The 19,541-nt window shown below is 68.6% G+C and carries 1 protein-coding gene (cut by both window edges); it reads right to left on the bottom strand.

Positions 1 to 19,541: part of an MFS transporter coding region (locus ABEB12_RS20280; RefSeq protein WP_345702982.1), annotated on the bottom strand (this coding region is incomplete at its 3' end). Its footprint runs off both ends of the window (37,610 nt to the left, 12,555 nt to the right); the window shows 19,541 of its 69,706 annotated nt.

The raw sequence follows: 19,541 nt of genomic DNA, 5'->3' as shown, positions 1-19,541 counted from the left end.
AGCGCGGTGGCGTTGCGCTGGTGTTCCGCCTTGACCATGTCGAAGGCGAACGCGTTCCCGATTGGACCCATGAACCCGTAGCCGACCCCGAGCAGGAACGACCCCACATAGAGCACCGGAATCGTGGCGAGGCCACTGCCGGTGAGCACCGCCAGGACGCCCATGGTCACGGACAGGCTGATGTAGGCCCAGCTCAGCAGTTGGCGCTTGTCGATGCGGTCGGCGAGGAAGCCGGCGAGCACCGTGAACAGGGTGAGGGGAACGGCCAGGAAGAAGCCGGCCCAGCCCAGGTTCTCCGCGGTGCCCTGGTGGAGCACCAGGTACCCCATCGCGGTGCCCTGCATCCAGGCGGCGAACTCCGCGATCAGCCGCATGGCGGTGAACGCGCCGAAGCCCTCGGACTCCAGGGCGGGGAACGTCCGCTTGATCCACGAGGTGGTTGTCTCCTCGACGCTGGGATCGACCGGACGCGCCGGGGCGGCCTTGGCGAGACGGGGCGTCGGCGGGGCGTTCTGTCGGCGCAGGAACTTCAACAACCGCCACACACCGACCGCCACCAGCACCGCGACCCCGATCACCAGCAGCCGGCGCGCGGTCGGCCACCGGCCTTCGGCGCGGGCAGCCCCTGGTCTCTGTGCGGGGTTTCCGTCAAGCCGCGCGGCGGATGCCTCGCCGTTGTTGGTGGGCTCGGTGGTGTCGGCGCTCAGCGGCGCCGGGGCGTCATCGGTCCGCAGGAATGTCCGGATGTCGGCGCGATCATCGGTCGTGGGCGCCCCACCGGAGAGACTGTCGGTGAAGACGACCACCTTCTGCAACTCACCGTCGATCAGCGCCAGCACCGTGCGCACGTTGAACACGTGGAAGTCCGTGGCGACGATCCCGCGCGCGCCGACGCCGGCGGCGAGCATGATCGACCGGACCTCGGTCTCGCCGGCGACGGTCTGGAAGCGGCGGCCGTACCGCGCCTCGATCCCGAGCCGCAGCTGTTCGAAGTACACGGCCAGGTTTACGCGTTTGTCGGGCGGCACCGGACCTGGCTCCACCGTCCTCGGCCGACCGGTGTCCGAGGCGATCGCACAACTGATGCAGTTGTATTCGCGGTTGGCGCTCTCGTGGTGGTCGTGGTTCACCAGCCGCACGGCGTACTGCGTCATCCGCTGGACCAGCAGGCGGTGCGCGGCCTGCGCCGGGTCGAGCCCCAACTCCAAGCCCTGCTCGCGCTCCCGCTCCAGATCCTCGCGCGAGATCTTCTCCGCGTTCGCCACATACCTGGCGAGAACCCTGTCCGAAGCACCCACCAGCGACGTGCCGTACCTCAGCCGGAGGACGTGCACCGCGTCCGGGCTCAGCCCATGGGTCTCGTCGAGCCGCGCGATCACCGCGTCGATGGCCCGCCAATCGCGCACCTCCCGCTCGGTGAGCGGGAGCCCCTGCTCGGCCCAGTCCTCACCGACCAGGGCGACGGGCAGCCCTGGCGTGGCGAAGTCCACTCCGCCCACGACCGTGGTCGCCCGAACCTTGGCCAGCCGAGCCGCCAGCACGACGCCCACGACCACTGCCACCCCGACGACGACTCCCAAGATCACCAGCGTGGGAACGCTGATGTCGATCAAATGCCACAACCCGCGGAAGGGGTCGGGCGCGGACTGCCCGAGCAGCTCGCCGTGTTGGCGCAGCCGCTCGCCAAGCAACCCGCCGATGATCCCAGCGGCCGCGTTGTGTGCTTCGCGAGTTTGGCTCGGCTGTTCCCGTTCGTCGTGGTCAGTGCCCGGGTCGGGGTCGTCCGCCCTGGTGCCGGTGTTGCCGAGCGCCTTCAGCAGCTCGGCCATGGCCTTGTCGAGTGCGGGGGCTTCCTTGGCCGGGCGCAGTGCCCGTTCGCGGCCCATTGCCACTGCGCGCATGCGACCGGCCGCGATGCGCGCTCGTTTGTCCATGTTGACGGGGTGGGCCATCGCGTCTTCGGCCATGACGGCGGGGTGGCCCATCGCGATGAGGAACTCAAGTCCCAGCGGTGTGAGCTCGTAGTACCGCGAGTCAGTCGTTTCGACGAGCCCCCGGAGCTTCAACACCTTGAGCTGCCGACCGAGGGTGGCGGCACTGTAACCGCCGGCCAACTGGGCTTCGAGCCGTGCGGCGGTGGTGAGCCGCTGGTTCTCGGCATTGCCGCTGGCGTCGGCGTTGCGCAGCTCGAGCAGTGCCCTGAAGAAGGCCCACAGTGTCTTGGGCGAGGGGGTCACGATGGGCAGGAGCACCGAATCGTCTTCGGCCTTCCGCGCACGGGTCTGCATGGTGATGGCGGGATCGGCGGGGGCCAGTTCGGTCACGCCGAACAGTGGGCTGTTGTGGTCCAGCGCCCACCAGGTGAGCAGGTAGCGGAGGTCCGGTCCGATGCGTGCCGCGCTGCCCTCCGCCGCGTGTGACATCAGCAGAGCCGCGATCGCGTCCGTCACCTCCAGCTCGAGCCCGTCATAGAGGGTGAGCCGCCGGTCGAGGAGCTTGAGCATCAACCGGGTGTGTGGCAACAGGAAGTAGGCCCGTCCCGTGCCGCCGGTCTCGGGCACGTACGTGCGGAAGCCGAACAGGCCGAGGCTGACCCCCTCGTCCAGCCACTCCCTGATGGCGTCGAGAGTGATGTCGCCCAGTTGATCTTTCAGCGCGCCGGCGGTCATATCGCCCGGCGCGTCGGGGAGCTCGTTGACCAATGCCCAGACCGAGTTGGAGGGCAACTCCGGTTGCCCATCCCCATCGGTCGGCTCCTCCTGGCTGTCCAACACCGTCCGTACCGCGTCGGCGAGCTCCCACACCGGAATCTCACTCGGGATGAACGGGGCGGCCGGCGCCAACCAGCGCCAAACGAGCGCGTCTGTGTTCTCCGCGGCGGGCTTGACCGCGTCCTCATCGGTGAGTTGATCGAGCCAGCGCAGCAGTCCCGGCAAGTCCGCCGAGCCGAAGTGCAGCCAGCCTCCTCCCCGGTCTTTCCACCTGCGCTCGGCGAGACCGATATCCCGCAAGATCTTCAACCGATCGTTCAGCGCCTCCAACCCGAGGTCACCGACCAGCGCCTGCAGCTCCTCGATGGTCAGTTCGCCCGGCGATGCCGCCAGCGCCATGGCGACCGACCACAACGCCACACCCCGAACCGGCGTCGACGACTCGATCGGCGTGCTCTGCCGCGCGGCAGGGGACCGGCGGCTCAGCACCTGCCTGCCCGCCTTCGTCTGACCAGACTGACCAGACTGGCCGGCGCCGCCGAGCGGCCGCGTCTCGGGCGCGCGGAATGCCGGCGCGGGATGCTCCGGCATCAGAGTCGCCTTCTTCGCGACGGGGTCGACCTCGACGATGAGCAAATGCCGGGTGAGGTCGGCACCGGCAATGTGATCGGCCGCGAAGCTCGGAGCCGCCAAGGTCTGCCCGGGGAGGCCAACCACGCCGACTCGCATCGGACTGGTCGGGCCGGTGTAGCCGATGTTGCGTGCGAACCCGCTCGATATCGAGAACGGCACCGTGGCCGGAATGAGAGATGCCGCGAACGTCCCCGGCGTGCCACCCGCAACTCGGTGGCCGTGCATGATGACGGCCACCGAGCCCAGTCGCAGTGGTAGCGCCCCGCCGTACAGGTGTGGATGCTGGTTGAGGTACCAGGAGATGAATCCGTCGCCGCGGTCACGATCGGGGGCGCCGCTGAGCGCCCGACGTTGCGCACCGGCCAGACTGGCAACCTCGTCGGCGAGCACCGGAGTCGCGACAGCCAGCTCTTTCCCGAGGATGGGTGCTGGCCCTGGCCGGCGTGCCAGCACGAGGGTCTCGGCCGACTCGAAGAACGTAGCCGCGAACGGCATTGCTCCCCAGTGCGGGATGTCCACGGCCTCGCTCAACCAGACATACGTGCGGAACCCTTCGCCTATCGCGCCGGGTGCCGGTAGGCGTGACGCCGGATCGGCCAGACGCATGGCGACCGGCTCCCGGCTCCGAAGGCCGCCGCCGTCGCCGTCGATCTGGACGAACTCCACACCGAGCTTCTTGAGCTTCTCTCGGTAATGCATCGGGAGAAGGGTGTGCGAGGTCCCCAGGAAGACTCCGTCCTCAAACTCCTCGCCGATCCGGAAACCGACCATCGGGCCCTTCCCGCTCGGCGTGTGGTTGCCGCCCCGTGGCCTGCTGTCGCCGCGATAGGGCAGCGCCAGCGCGGACCAACCCGTGTCCGAGCGGAATTCGGTGAGCGCGCGATCGATCGCGTCGAGGTCGGGCAGCGGGGTGAACTTGGGGGCGCTCGCCGGAAGCTTGGCCACCTCCGTCCGCAGCAGCTCGACCATGCGCTTGCGCAGTCGCGGGGTCCAGCCCGCGTCAGCGGGCAGCTGCTGCTTGTTCGCCTGGTTAGGTAGCGCGGAGCGCTTGGGGTTGCGCGCGGCGTCCACCAGCTTGACCAGCACACGCGGGTCAAGAGCGTCGATGTTTACCGCCTCGACGGCGAACCTGGCGCGCAAGCTTCCGAACAATCCCAGCAGCCCGGCGTCGAGCAGGTCCACGACGGCTGCCTCGCGCTCGGGGCCGTCGGGATCCACCAAGATCGGGTCGTCGCCGTCGCGGCCGAACGGCTTGGCGTACTCATCCACCAGCCAGCCCAGCAGACCGGCGGCCTCGAAGATCTCCGTGACCGGCCTGAGCATCACGACCTCGTGACGTCCCGGCAGGTAGTGGGCGATCAAGCGGTCCGGCAGGTCGCCGAAATCGGCCGCCACGAACTGGTTCAGTAGTACTGGGTTGAGATCGAGCAACCGCAGCGTCGGTGGCTGCTTGAGGCGGGAGCCGTACTCGGTGACCGGCTCCCCCTGGTCCGCCACGCTCGCCAAGAACCTGGTCGTCCACTCGATCTCAAACACGTCACGGGACCCGGCCCTGACGACCCCGCTCGAGAACGGCACCATAACCGCCATTTGCAGCGCGGCGGCGCCGTGGCCGAGCAGCGCCAGGCCGAACAGTGCGCTCCAGGCGTGCAATATCGTGATGACGAGAATCGCTGCGGCTATGGCGATGAGTACGGTAAGCCGGCGCTGGTTTGCGGAATGCGCGAGTGAGGCAGAGTCTTTCCAGACGGCTCGCTGTACCTGGTAGCGCAGCTCCGCTGCCGCGATGAGGACGGCGGCAACCGTGAAGGTCGTCAGCAGACCCCAATCGAACAACAGTGTGAAACCTGCGCCCATCAGCAATCCGCGACTGCTTGGCCCGGACACCTTCATCCATAGCGGGATCTCGTGCGGCGACCAGATTTGCTTCCGCTTCTGCCAGCTAACGACGAACAGGGCGGCCGCACCCAAAAGCGCAGGTATCCCCAGATCAAACCTCGCCGCGACCGCGCCAACGACTACACCAGCGAGGCCCAGCAGCATGCCCTGATTCCAGTTCAAGTGCCAGCGATCGGCGCCGAACAATTGGCGTCCCAGCAGATGTTTCAGCCCATGCCAGGTAAGCCCGGAACCGCCGAAAAGTCGACGGTTCAGATAGTTCAGGAGCTTCCGACCGGCCGACACGAGCATCGTGACCCGGGTCTGGGCCGCGACCAGTTCACCGTCGCTCACTGCTCTGGCGGCGAGAGCCGGCCCGGCGACCTCCCGCATCCACTCGTCCTTGGCGGGAGACCCACCGCCGATGACCGACTTCTTGCGATCAGCCCGCCAGGTCAGGGCAACCAGCGCGGCCACGATGACGGCGACCGAGGCCCCGCGCGCGATGCCTTCACCAATCGTGAAGACGCCGGCGGCACCGGTCATGGTTTCGGCCGAGGCATCCCCGGCGAGCACGGTGGCCAGGACCGTGGCAACCACCAGCGCCAGACCGGACTTCACCAGCCAGCGCCACGGCGGGCCACGGTGGGTAATCACCGACCACAGCCTGGCCAGTGCACCCGCCACCGCCCGAACCGCCCGCAGCCACCACGCCGCGCGAGCAGTCCGAGTTTCGCCAGCAGACACGTCGGCCTGGAACAGAGGGACCATAGAAAAGCGACCTGACCATTCGAACCGGTGGTCTTGGCTTTCGCCGTAAGCGTCGAACGGCTTGGCTAGCCCAGCACGGTTGGGGAGGTCCATCAACCAGTCGCTGATCGAAATGTACCTATTTGAGAAGCCAACCCGAATCGGTCCGATATGGACGCTCTTGCCCGGGTGCCAGTCGTATCGGTCGAACACCTTCACCCGGTAGGTAGCGTCAAAGGCCGGCCGACTATCTGAATCCCATTGATGGCGGATGGACGCCGTCCCGGTCACCTGATATTGGAATAGGCCTATCGTGTGGTACCAGTCTCTGTTTTCTCCCGCGCCCGACTGCTTCTTGCCGCTGTCGAACCGCACCACGGGGTTGTACTTGCCGCTCTGTGCAACCACTGCGTCGAGTATGGTCTGTTTTACCTCGCGCCGGAACAGGGGCATGTCGGCGAGCATCTGGTCTACATTGAGGTAAAGATCCACACCGGTGTTGTCCAGGTAATGAAGCATTGACCGTGCCGCGTTCGGCCAATGCGCCGAAACCTTCAATGCCGCAAACGACATTAGCCACTTGGCCACGATGGCGGGTGGCTTGGCGTACCACCGAGCGGTCCCGTGCCGGTCTGTCTGCTCAGCAGCGTCGGGTTCCTCGGGTAGGAACCGGTCGAAGCCGCCCACCGCCATGGCCGCGCCGCCGGCCAGCGTCGAGTCCCGGGTGAGCAACCAGGTCACCACGGCGGCGGTGAGGCCGGTGAGTGCGATGGCGATCACGGAACCGGCATGGAGGCCGTCGCTGGGGCCGCGGTTCTGCGGCCGGGTGGGTTCGGTAGTACCGCGGTAGCGCGCGATGAAATCGTGGATGGTGAGCCTTTCCCGCAGGATGAGCAGGACCTTGCGGAGGTCGAGGTTCAGCTGCTCGGCGATTTGTCCGGGCTCGTAATCAGCTCGCCACAGCCGTTCGACGGTGGGCGCCTGGGGGTCGCGCGCCGCCTCAGTGATCAGTTCGTCGAGCTTGCTTCGGTTGGGGATGGAGCGCGTGAGCACACCGTGCCGGGCGAACTGCCCCTCGAGCTCCTTGGTGTTGCCGAAGATCAGCCCCACAAGCAGCAGGCTGAACAAGCCTTCGTGGTGCAGCCGAGACATGCTCCGCACTGGTTCGGGCAAGTCGGTGGGCGTGCGGTAGTCCGCAAGCAGACGGAAGGTCGCGCGGACCGCGGCCTCGCCCAGGTGGTCGGCGTAGACCTGGGAACCCACGCGCACGTCGGTTCCTAGATCGCCGTAGTAAGTGGCGTGAAGTAGTTGGGGCAGCCAGCTGGCTTGCGCCTGGGTGAGCTGGTAGGTGTCGGTCAGGGACCGAGCGCGCTGTACTTGGGCGATTCCTTCCGCGATCTGCTCGTTTATCTGGTCGAGGGAAGAGCCTGTCACGATCCGCCTGTCAGCCACTCGCCTGGCGAGTTCGCCGTCCCCCATGAAGAGTGGCCAGCCCAGGGCCGCCCCGTCGGCGGACTGGAGCACATGGTTCGCCTCATGGAGAACAGCGGCGAGCATCTCGAACACAATCGCGTCCGAGTGCCCGGCGGCGAGCCCTAGCGCCGCCAAGAGTTGCGTAATGCTGCCGCGCGGCTTCACCGCCCGGCGAGGCATCCGCATCCTGAGGACCGCGGACTCTGAGCGTTCCGGCCGGTGAACTTCGGTAGCCGCCCAGAACCCAGGGTAAGAGCGCCACCGCGCGGTCTCCCAGACGCTGTGCTCACGGACCCGTTCGAGGAACTCCGCGAGGTACTTGCGGGTCTCGGGGTCGATGTCGACCTCGGCGATAAGCCTCTCGTATTCATCAAGCGCGGCGTGGAACAACGCGCCGAGTGGATCGTCCGTTGTGATTCGCTCCATCCGACGACCGGTCGAGGCTGACGCGACGTACCCGATAATGTCTCTCGCTCGCTCACGAATCAACCACGCGCGTTTCCGCAAACCTGATGGTTTCCTGGTCCACCTGTTGAGGAATGCGCCGACTCGTTCGGCAAGTTCGGCCTCTACCAGCGGGTCATGGGCATTGCGATAGCGCGCGATTCGGACACGTTCCGCAACGATTCGTTTCCTTAGCCGCTCGGCATCCCACCCGTCAGGACCCGTCCACCGGTGGTACCTATTCAGGCGAAGCTGTGTTTCCGCACGATCAAGCAATTCCACCGCGCTGGCCCATTGGTCGACCGGCTGCTCTTCGGCTTGCGCGATGAGTCGCTCGGCCGCATCCAGCCGGCGAGCTGCCTTGTTGCGGAACAGCCCACCGCGGCCGTCCGCCTCCCGGCGCTCCCGTGCCGAGCCTGACACGAGCTCCTCGGGCAAGCGGTCGAAGCCACCCAAAGCCATGGCCGCGCCGCCGCTGACCGCCGCGCCGGTGGCATAGCCGAAGAACAGCGCTCCCACGGACGCCAAGGTCACGCCGGCCGCGAACAGGCTGGCCAGGTCCAGCCAGCGCTGGGTGGTGAACATGCGCACCCAGCTGGCGAACCGGGGCAACGCCCAGCCGAGTGGCGGGGAACGCTCGCGCCGGTCGGAGAGGTACGTGCTGCTGGGCCGTTCGGAGTCGAGCTGGGCCTTCTCGCCGTGCCCGTCCCACCCGGCGGAGCCCGGGTCGGAGGTATCCGCCATCGGGGCCGGACCACCTCTGGTCGCGGTGTCGTCGCCGGCCGTATGCGTCCTGGCCAACCGGACCACGACCAGGACCAGCAGCCCGGCCAGCGCCGCCACCCGCAGCGCATAGGGGATCAGGTCGGAGGCCGGAATCAGCAGCGGCATGGTGCTCCACGGCGAGCGTGACCTTTCAATGCCGCCGTCGGACTCCCACGGATGGTGGATCGCCGGTGCCTCCGGGTCCAGCGTGCTCCGGTTGAGGTGCTCCGGTGCTGGCCTGCCCTCGCGGAGGATGCGCCGGATCCGCTGGAGCGGGTGGGTCTCGCTCCGTTCCAGCCACCAGCGCATCAACTCGTCGTCGGTCTTGGGCAGGATGTCTCTACGCAGGGCTTCCGGCACCCTGGTGACGAGCCTTTCCGTGATCAGCGTCCGGAGCTCTTCAGGGAGGGGCGACCATCCTTCGAGGCGGCTGATACCGCCGTCGTGCTCCCACGGCACCTCCCAGCGGTACTGGGCGGCGGTGCCGACGTGCCAGGTCACCAGGCGGGCGCCAAGCATCAGCGCGTCCTGGGGGTCCAGGTTCACGCCGGCGAGGTCGGCGACGATCGCCACATAGCGGGTGTAGGCCCCGACCGCCTCGGCGACGTCCTCGGTCGCGCGCCGCTCATCTCGGGCGGAGATCAGCTGGCGCAAGGCTTTACGCTGCTGGCCCTTCGTCCAGCCCGACCCCTCCACCAGGGCCTGCAGCTCGCGCTCGGCGAGACCGATCGCCCGGTTCAGATCCTCGGCGCTGACCTGAACGGGCGGCGCGTGCGCCAGCAGGGCCAGATGGAGGTGGTACTCGTAGATTTTCGCGATGTCCAGCCAGTAGGCGCCCTTCTGGTTGGTGAAGGTGCGCTCCAGCTCAGCCAACCGCTGGGGGAACGCACGGATGAGCCTCCAGTAGGCGTCCGGGTTGCTCTCCCGCAACAGCATGATCTCGCGTGCGCCCCGCTCGGTCAGCCACGAGTCGGGGAACTCGGGCGCGCCGTCCTGCCACGGCACGGCCCGCTCCATGATCGCCGCGCGCACCTGAGCCTCGCCGTCTTCGAGACCGTGGAACTTGGCGAACACCGCCTGGAAGGCCACGTTCGCCCGACCGGCCGGATCGTTGGCGAGCATGCGGAGCAGCTGGTCCTCCCAACCGGCGATCGCGTCCACCGGCAGACCCAGGCGCGGGTCGGTCTCCGGCGCCGTGACCCGGTGGAACGCGATCGCCGGGACCTCCTGGCCGGAGTCCGGGTGCTCTCCGCGCAGTAGGCGAGCGGTGTTCAGCACATCCGCACGCATCGCCCGCCACTCGTTGCCATAGCCCAGGCCGTCGTCGGACCTGCTGAAGCCGCGGCCGGTGTGGGCGGCGGGGACGACGACCTCGCCCTCGAGGGCGGCCGCCTCCGCCCGCAGCTCGTTCTCCTCGCGCAGCTCCGGCCCCGCGTCCGCCGTGGCCAGCCACTCGACGGCGAAATCTGAGCCGTTCGGTACACGGACCTTCAGCTGGGTCAGACCGGCCGGCGGCGTCGCGTCGGTCTCCGCCAGGATGTAGGGCTGCTCGGGCTCGTTCGGTTCGCCGCTGTCCCGGCCGCCGCGCCGCCCGAAGCGGAACGGCGGGAACGCCATCGCGGCCATCGTGCCGGCCGCCCCGGAGGTCCCCAGCGCCGCCAGGTAGTGCGCCGCCAGCATGCCCAGGGCCATGCCGCCCACGAACAGGACCACGGTGGCGACCGGTCCCAGACCATCCCGTCGGTCGCCTGATTCGTCGGGTTGCTCCACCGGCATGTTCAGCGGCGCGCTCAGGTGCCGCTGCGCAGGTTCCTGTTGGTTGGCCGGGTCGACCCAGGTGTTCAACGGGGCGTTGAGGTGCTGGGTCGGGTGGCTGGAGGGGGTTGGCCGGCCGGCGGCCGGCTCGGCCAGACCTGGGAGCTCGGCCAGATCACGGATTTGGATGAGCGCGAGCGGAATGTCGTGGCCGTACGCCTTGAACGCGTCGTATCCGACCGAGCGGACCCAGGCGTTGTCGGCGGCGGAGTTCTCCGGGTGGTAGCGGCCGCTCTCCGCGTCGAGGGCCACCGCGACCGGGCCGCCGACGGCCGGCAACAGCCAGACATTGCCCGCGCCACGCACCTGGGCGCCCTTGGCCAAGTGGCCGTGGGTGAACTTGAGCGGCTCGCCCTCGCGCGTCACCACGAGCTCCCGCGCGACCCACAGGCTGCCGTCGAGCAGCAACACCCACATGAACTGGCCACCCTCGGCCAGCAGCCGCGCGGCCTCCGAGGTGCCGACCAGTGCCGGACGGAACCCGAGTGCGTATGCACGCCCCACCTCGTCGGCAAACTGGTCGCCCTGGCCGTGAGCGAACACCGCACCCCTCGGACCCGGGGTGCTACCCCGTGGCCCCAGCGGACCGACCGCCATGCCCGGCACGGCCAGCAACACCCCATCGGCGTGCGTGACCCGCCTTCCATCGACCACGGCCAACACCTGCTCGGGCGTGACCCCGAGGGTGGCCGCCACGTCTTCGACACGGGCCAGGCGGGCGGAATCCACCAACGAATGCACTCGATTCACCAGCGCGGCGCCTGGCCCGAGCGGGAAGACCATCATCGCGCCGCCGCTGCCCAGCAGGCCGAGGATCTGCTCAGAGCCAGTCAGCCACGCCAAACCGAGCAGACCAATCCCGATACCCACCCTCCACGTGAGCCAACGCCATGCACCCAGTGCCACAAGGAGTAGCCGGAGCTCGCTGACCAGCCGTTGTACGGTGCCCCTGGGCAGCAGCTTCACCGCGGCGATCACCATGCCGCCGAGCACGAACGCGCCGAGGATCAAGCCGCCCGGCGGGATCACCAACGCGACCAGGATCTCTGGATGGCGGATCGTCAGGGCGAGTGCCATGGCGAGGGCAGGGGCCAGCAACTGCCATGGCCCCAGGCGCGCCCAGGCATGGGTCAGCGTGGACGTCAGCGCCGACGTCAGCCCCTGGACGGTCCTGGCTGGGCTGGTCTCGGCCTGGGTCGGTGTCTTCTCCGGGTCGGTCTGGTCGGGTGGGTTCAGTAGCCGGGCCATGAGGTAGCCGGCGAGGTAGCCGCCGATATGGTTGACGACCGAGAGGAACGGTATCGCGAGACCGAACACCAGGTTGAACCCGATGTTGATGCCCAGCATCCAGCGGGTCCGGTCACTGAGCTTGCCGTGGCGGCGGTGCTCGATCGTTACTCCGAGACCCATCAGCGCGAAGATCGCGCCGGAGGCCCCCATCACAGGGTTGCCGAAGGGCAGCGTGAACAGGCCACCGAGGAACATCCCGGCCAGGTACAGGCGGGCGAAGCGTGCCCGCCCTAGGAGCGGCTCCAGCTGCCGGCCCAGCAGGTAGAGGCTGACCATGTTGAACGCAATGTGGTACCAGGTCATGTGCAGGAAGGCGCTGCTGAGCAACTGCCAGCCTTGGAACGTGGCGGCCGCGAGCGCGCCGTGTTGGGCCAGCGGCGCGGCCCCGGCGGTCTCCAGGTCGCCGACCTGCCAAGCGGCCACCAGGTAGACGAGGACGTTGGCCGCAAGCAGCGCCATGGTGACGAGCGGCCGCACATTCTTGCGGGGGGCCTCGGTGGTGGCCTTGGCGGCTGCCTCGGAGTTGTCGCGGTCGCGGCGGGAAAGAACGTGCTCGACGAGCACGACGGTCGCCCTGGCGACCAGCCCGCCGACGGCCATGAGCAAGCTGACGTGCAGGTCGGTGCCGAGTACCAGGTGGCTGATCAGCATGAACCCGGCCGCGATCGGAATCGACCAGAGCAGGGCTCGGATTCCGGTCAGCTTCGGCTGCTTCTTGAAGGCGTCACGCAACTCGGCGAGGACGACGGCCATGACGCCGTTGCCGGCCGCGCCGAGGGTGAGCCATCCTGCGCCGGGCAGCCCGGCGAGCATGAGCGACAGCCCTAGCGCCACGACGGTGGCCAGGGTGAACAGGGCGATGTACCGGCCCGATGGGGGGCCACGGGCGCGCACGAGGTGCACGGCGAGCACGACCGCGGCGGCCGCCGCGAGCCCGGTGAGCATCCAACCGCCGATGGCCAGGAGGGTGCCGCCGGTGAGGATGCCGAGTGCGCCGCCGCCGACCGCGCCGGACGGAGCGCTGATCAGCAGTGTGCGGAGGGGGAACCGGCGGTGTTCGGTGGTGGTCTCCTCGGACCAGCTGCGCCTTTCTCGGTTGACGTGCTTGTCCAGCACGGTGACGGCGAGGAGCTGGGTTGCCAGCCCGCCGTCGGTGCCGGGCTCGTGGTGGCGCCGCGTGCCGGCGGCGTAGGCGGTCAGCGCGCGCCGCTTCGACCGGGCCAGGCCGTCAGCGGTGCCGGCCTGGTCGAACAGGGCGGTGAGCTCGGCTGGCAGAGCGGGCATCATCGCCAAGATGGGGGCCAGTAGGTTGCCGGTGAGCAGCGCTTCGAGGCTGCCGGTCAGCAGTCGGGCGAGGGGGGTGTTCTTGTCCGCGAGGATTTCGCCCTGCAGTGCCTTGAGAATCTGCTGGAGCTGTTCCTGGGTGGGGCCGCCGGGCGTGCGCATCGCGTTGACGAGCGCGGCGGCGCGGCGCCGTTGGGCGCGGTCGAGGTTCGCGCGGGCCAGCGCCCTGCGCAGTGCCTCGCGGCTTGACGGGTCGATACCGAGCTTGACCAGCGTGGCGTCATCGGTCGCGGCCAGCTGCTCGATCGAGGTGATCTTGGCTTCGGTCAGTGCGCGGTGGTGGCGGAAGTCCACGTTCCGGTAGCGGTGCAGCGCGGCGCGCACCGCCTTGACCTCCGACTCCATCACGCCGAGGCGGGCCATCGCGGCATCGTCCATCGTGGCCAGTTCGGCGATGGAGGTCATCCCGGCGGCGATCAGGGCGCGGTAGATGTGGTCGCGGTACTCCTGCTCGCGGTCGCGGTTGGCGCCGAGATTGCGGATGTGCGCGATGAGCTCCTCGACGCGGTCCTCGCGGTCCCAGTCCGCCGTCTCGGCGGGGTGCAGCGCGTCCTGGGCGTCGCGCAGCTGGTTGCGGACGTGCCACCACAGGTTGGTCTTCTTCCCCTTCTTGCTCTTCTTGGCCTTCTTGCTCTTGGCCTCGTAGCTGGCCATGGCCTGCTCGCGGACGGCGGCTTCGGTGAGCACGGCGCGGTTTGCGTCGTTGGCCAGCCAGCTGATCACGAAGGCGCGCAGTTGCTCGACGTCGTCGGTGGTCATTCCGAGGTCGGCGGCGATCGTTTCGTCGGCCGCGCCCTCGGCCCAGGCGACGAACACGGCGAGCTCATAGGTAAACAGGGACTCCAGTGCGGACGGTTCGATGTCGCCGTCGGCCATGCTCCACTGCCTGGCCTCCCGTTCGGCGAGCAGCCGGCGGGCGACCCGCAGGGTGGCGGCCACCTCGTCAGGGTTCAGGTTCAGCTGCTCGCCCAGTTCGAAGGACCGGTTGAGCTCGCGCAACGCCTGGGCAAGCACGGCGGCGTGGCGGTTGGCCTTCGTGTCGGTGGGCAGGGTGTCGACCAGGCTCTCCAGCAGCATCAGGTGGCGGAAGAGCGTGGCGGTTTCGCGCGCGGAGCCGGGCTCGGTGGCCTTGCGGTGCAGGCTGGCGAGGGTCTGCTTGGCGATCTGCTCGGCCCATCCCGAGGCACCCCACTCGTCGTCGGAGAAGACGCCGATCAACCCGGCCGCCGAGGCGATCCGGTGCAGCGTCTTGGTCGCCTCGCCGTACTCGCCGGCCTCGGCCTCCTGCCTGGCCCGGCGCACATCGGCGGGAGTGAGGGCCAGGGCGACCTCTTCCGGGGCCTCGTCAGCATCCTGCTCGGCGTCCGTGGCCGCCCGCTGTTCGGACACGGCGGGAGAGGTGAGCTTGCGGTACTGGGCCAACGAGTGGATCAGCTCGGTCTCGACCTGGTTGAAGTCGGCGGCGCGCTCGGCGTCGAACCGGCCGAACACCTCCTCGCGCAGCTCGGCGCGTTGCGTGACGAGCTCGTCGATCTGGGCGGCGAGCTGCGCGAACTCGGCATCGACATCGGTGGTGGTGGTTTGGACGACTAGCTCGGTTTCGGGTTCGACCTTGCCCAGGATTACCCGCTCGGCCATCTTGACGTCCTGCTTGTTGGCGCGCTTCATGCTGCGTTTGATCTGCCAGGTGGCGAACCGGCGAATCGCGGGTGCGGTGAGCTCCCCTTCGTCCAGCTGTCCGCGCAGCCAGTGGACCATGCCGGATCCGGCCAGCAGCCGGTCGTGCAGGTCCAGCCACACATTGATCTCACCGAGCGCACCTTGCCGGCCGGGCCGGCCGAACGCCTGCTTCAGGGCGCGTAGGTTCGGGAACACGCTGGCGATCGTGACCCGCAGCCCACCGGCCTCCAGCACCTCCTTGAGCGGCTTGATGTCGGAGCCCCGGGAGATCAGGTTGGTGGCGATCACCACGGAGCCCCGGCGGGAGGCGCGTTCGATCTTGCCTGCCAGGCCGGTGATGTGCTCGTCGAGCGCGTTGACGATCTCAACGGGGACGCCGGCGGGCTTGCCGTTCAGTTGCACTTCGGACACCATTTGCGCCAGGCGCAGGGCCTCGGGGATCTCGCGGATGAACACCACGTGCGGGAGGTCGTTGCCGCCGAGGTGGTCCTGGGCGATGCTCTCGGCCAGCGCGGTGAGCTTGGCGTCCGTGGTGCCCCAGATCCGCCACTGGGTGTATTCGCGGCGGTCCGGCGTGTTGCGAGGGATCTCCACGGTTTGCAGGCCGTAGAGCTTGCGGACCAGTTTCTCGATGCCATCGACGGTGCCGGTGGACCCGGACAGCCAGTCGTATTCCTTGAGGAACTGGTGGATGTTGATCTCATCGAGGGTGGTCAGCTCGTGGCGGACGGGGAGCCCGAGCTCGGCCTCCAACGCGCTGTGTTTACCGCCCCGGTAGCGCTGGCCGGGCAGCGACCATCCGGTGGCGTTGTCCAGGATCTCGGCGTCGTACAAGTCGCGGACCAGGTGTTTGATGTTGGTCGGCTGGTGCTTGGCCCAGAGCGCGTCGCTGAGGTACTCACGGAACAGGCCGGTCACCACCCGCTCGCGGCCCTGGTCTCTGGTGTACTGCTCGATGAGGCTGGCCTGGTCCTCGCTGATGGTGGCCTCGTCGTCGCGCCCGAGGCGGTAGTGCTCACCCTTGGTCAGCTTGTGCGCCAGGTCGCGCGCCTCGAAGCGGAGCTTGCTGTAGCCGAACCCGGCCGTCTGTGCCAACCGCAGCGGGTGCCGGGCAAAGTCCACCAGGATCGCGTCGATCTCGTCGATCACCGCGTAGGTGAAGCCGCGTTGCACCTTCTCGCCGTCGGGCCGGCGGCGATCCAGTAGGAAGTCTTCCAGGTACGCGCGCGGTGTGCCGTAGGTGATGTCGGCCTTGTAGTCCGCCTCGGTGCCGGGATGCGTGTCACTGATCAGCGCCCCGGTGAGTCCGAACCAGTCGAGCAGCGGCTTGTCGTCCTCGTACTGCTTGGCGGCCTGCTCGTAGTCAATCTTGAACACGTGCACGCCATGGCCGGGGGCCTCGACGCCGTGCCGGGCGCGGATGACCAGCGCGTGGTGCGTGGCGACCATGCGGTCGACGTAGCTCTTGCCTTCGCCGGTGGCCTGCTCCACCATCACGCCGCGCATCTCCTGGTCGAACACCAGGCCGCGCAACCTGCCGCCCCGCCCTTGCGGCCCGCCGATCACCCGCACCAGGAACGCGGCCAGCTGCACATCGTGCGGCACCACAGGCGTGGCGTCCGGGTTCGACGGGTCGAACTTCTCGGTCCGCAACAGGCCTTCCGCGGCGAGCGCGGCGTGCTCCACAGGCGTCAGCTCTTCGCCGCGCGCCTGCTTCTCGTACAGCCAGTGGTTGTCGTCGCCCAGCTCCGACCACAGCTCTCGGGCCTGGTTGACCAGCGGCTGGAGCTCGAGCTCGACCAGCTTGTCCCGCTTGACCAGCTCGTGCTCGGCGTCCGTGTACTTGCGCTCGGCCGCCTCGTGCTTGCGTTCCGCCTTCGACGCTTCGGTCTTGGCCCTGGCCAACGCCTGGCTCAGCTCAATCCGCTGGTCCTGCTCGGCCCTGGCGAAGTTGTCCTTGACCGCGCGCCTGGCCTTGGCGACCGAGTCCGTCGCTTCGGCCTTGGCCTTCTTGGTCTGCTTCAGCGCATGCTGTGCGTCCTTGATCTCCTTCTTCAGATCCGCCCTGGACCTGGTGTCGCGACCCTTGGGCCGGTACTGGTCGAGTTCCTCCTGGGTCGGCACCCGCTTCGGGGAGGCGTCCGGGTCCGCGCCGCGTTCCCGCTGCTGCTCCGGAGTCCGGTCCTGGTGGGTGCCCTTGCTGGGTGGGTCCAGCCCGGAGTAGTGGTCGTCCGGCTTCGGTGGCTGGAAATCGGGGTTCTCCGGAGCCTTGCCGTGACCCAGGAACGGCGTTGACGGCTCTTCCGTCGTCGGGAACAAGCCGGGGTCGGCACCGCCCGACCCGAACCGGGAGCGTGAGCCGGAGGCCACCGATCCCGGGAGGACCGCCGTGGGGAAGGGTTCCATCGGGCTCCGACCAGGCGCGGGCACACCGCCGGTTCCCGCGAGCCCGTGGATTCCCGCTGGCACGACGAACTCGTGCGTCGCGCCGCTGAACCGGACCGGCCGGTAGCCATCGGCCTGGATGACACCGGTGATCTCGGTGAGCAGCGGATCAGTGTGCGCGATTGTGTGTTCTTCGCCGTTGGTCTGGTGGGTGAACGTCCACTTCCCGTCCTCGATCCTCAGCAGGACGGAGTGCTCCTTCCCAGCCAGCACCAGGATGTACTCGCCGTTCTGGATCCCGTGCAGGGTGCCGGCGAGGTCCTCCACGTCCGTCGCTTGGCGCTGGTGCCCGAAGGCGGCTTCCACGGCGGCGATCTTGCTTTCGCCATCCGCATCCGGGTGCGGCAGCCGCGGTTGCTGGAAGCCCGGTTCGGTCGCTCGGTGCGCGATGACCTCCTTCATCACGAACCCGACGCAGTCCGTCTCGCACGCATCCTTGGGCTTCGTCGGCGCCGAAGCCTCCTTGCCCAGGCGCCTCGGCTCCGGACCCATGTGGAAGCCCTCGATCACCGCCGGGACGGCCCGGTCGTCGGCGCCCGGCCGCGGCGCGAACGGCCGCATGCGGCTCTTGGGACGCAGCACAACCTCGGTGTCGGTGGCATCCCGCCCGACCCGATAGGGCACCCGGCCGACGTGGTCGCGCGGGGCCGATTCCAGCGCCTCGCGGACCTGCTCGGAGGTCACCCGGTCGAGGTGGATCTTGGCGCGCAGATTGTTGATGTGGGTGGTGAGCTCGTCCAAGGTGTAGCGGCCGCCGACGCGAGTCACCTGCTCGATGTGCTCGAGCAACGATGCCGTCGGCTTGAGCCCGCCCCGCGGCGTGCGGAGCGTCCGGGCCTTCCTCTGCTTGTCGGTGAGCCGGTCGACCTGCCAGGCACCCAGGGAGTTGCGGCTGAGCGCGTACCGCTGCGGCCCGAGCTTGCGCAGCGCGGCGAGGAGTCGTACCTCCGACATCTTGAGGTGCGCGGCGAGATCGGCCACGTTGTACTGCCCACCCTTACGGGTGACCTCGTCGATGCGTTCCCCGTCCTTCATCGGCTTGCTCGGCCCGCCGGGCTTCGAGAACTCGCCGGGCTTCGGTGACCCGCCGGGCACACCGGGTTTCGGCGAGCCGTCGGACAGCACGACCTGGTGGGGCTGGCTGGGATTCGGTGAGCTGCCGGACACGAAGAGCTTGATGGGCTGGCTGGGGTTCGGGGTACTGCCGGGCTGGCTGGGGCTCGACGAGCTGCCGGGCAGCACAAGCTTGCCGGGGGGCTCGGTGGGTTCCGTTGTGCCGGGCAGCACGAGCTTGCCGGTGGGCTCGGTGGGTTCTGGTGTGCCGGGCGGCACGAGCTTGCCAGGAGGCTCAGTGGATTCCGGCGTGCCGGGCAGCACGAGCTTGCCGGACTCACTGGGTTGCGGCTCGGGCTCGGGTTCGCTGGGTTTCGGTGGGAGCACGAGACCACCGGGCTCGCCGGGTTTCGGTACGTCGCCCGGAAGCACGATCTTGGACGCGTACGCGGGTGCGCTTGGATCGCCCCTCAGCAACCGGGCGAGTTGCGAGCGCCGGGTGTGCCGCTCGAGCCGTGTGACACCGTCGGCGCCCTCGTGGATCGAGTACCGCGTTCCGCCGTCGGCGCGCACCGTGTCGCGCACGTCGGACTCGCTCATGCCGTACGGCGCCAGTTTCCTCAGCGGGTAGACGCCGCCCCTGCGAGTGGCCTGATCCAGGATGTCGATCTTGGACTGGTTGAGGTCCTTCACCGTGCGCAGGCCGGGCGCCTTAGGTTCTCGAGGCTCGGCATTGAACGCGCCGGTACGGCTGACGCCCCACATCGCCACATCCGTGAACAGGCCCACGAGAGCCTGATCGCGCTGGCCCGGGGACATCTCGTCCCATATCAGACCTCTCGTTCGGTCGAGCGCGTCCACTGTGAAGCCGCCCCGAGCACCCCAGTTCGCCACCTTCGCGGGCAAGACCAGGCCGGGGCGCACCGCCGCCCCACCCAGTGCCTTGCCGACTCCCGCGAGCCGCCCCGCCACCGAGGCGGCGCCGAAGAACGTCGTGGAGGCCAGGTTGATCCAGAGCGACCGCGCGACCGGATCCGCCAGGCTGAGACTTTGCTCGTGCTTGCCGCGCTGGTAGATGGCGTCGATCGTGCTGTACGCCTGGTAGGCCATGCCGATCCCGCCGATGATCGCGCTGCCCGCGCCGGCACCGACGAACAGGACGGCCGTCCCGATACCATCCGCCCACTTCTTCGCGGTAGGGGTGTAGTGCGCGGCGATCGTTTTCAGCCCAACTGCGGGACCGGGCTTCTCCTCGGTCCC

Origin of the sequence: Actinospineispora eucalypti (assembly GCF_039543365.1) — a bacterium.
In the GTDB taxonomy this organism is placed as follows: domain Bacteria; phylum Actinomycetota; class Actinomycetes; order Mycobacteriales; family Pseudonocardiaceae; genus Pseudonocardia; species Pseudonocardia eucalypti.
This window is presented reverse-complemented; position numbering and strand designations above follow the sequence as displayed.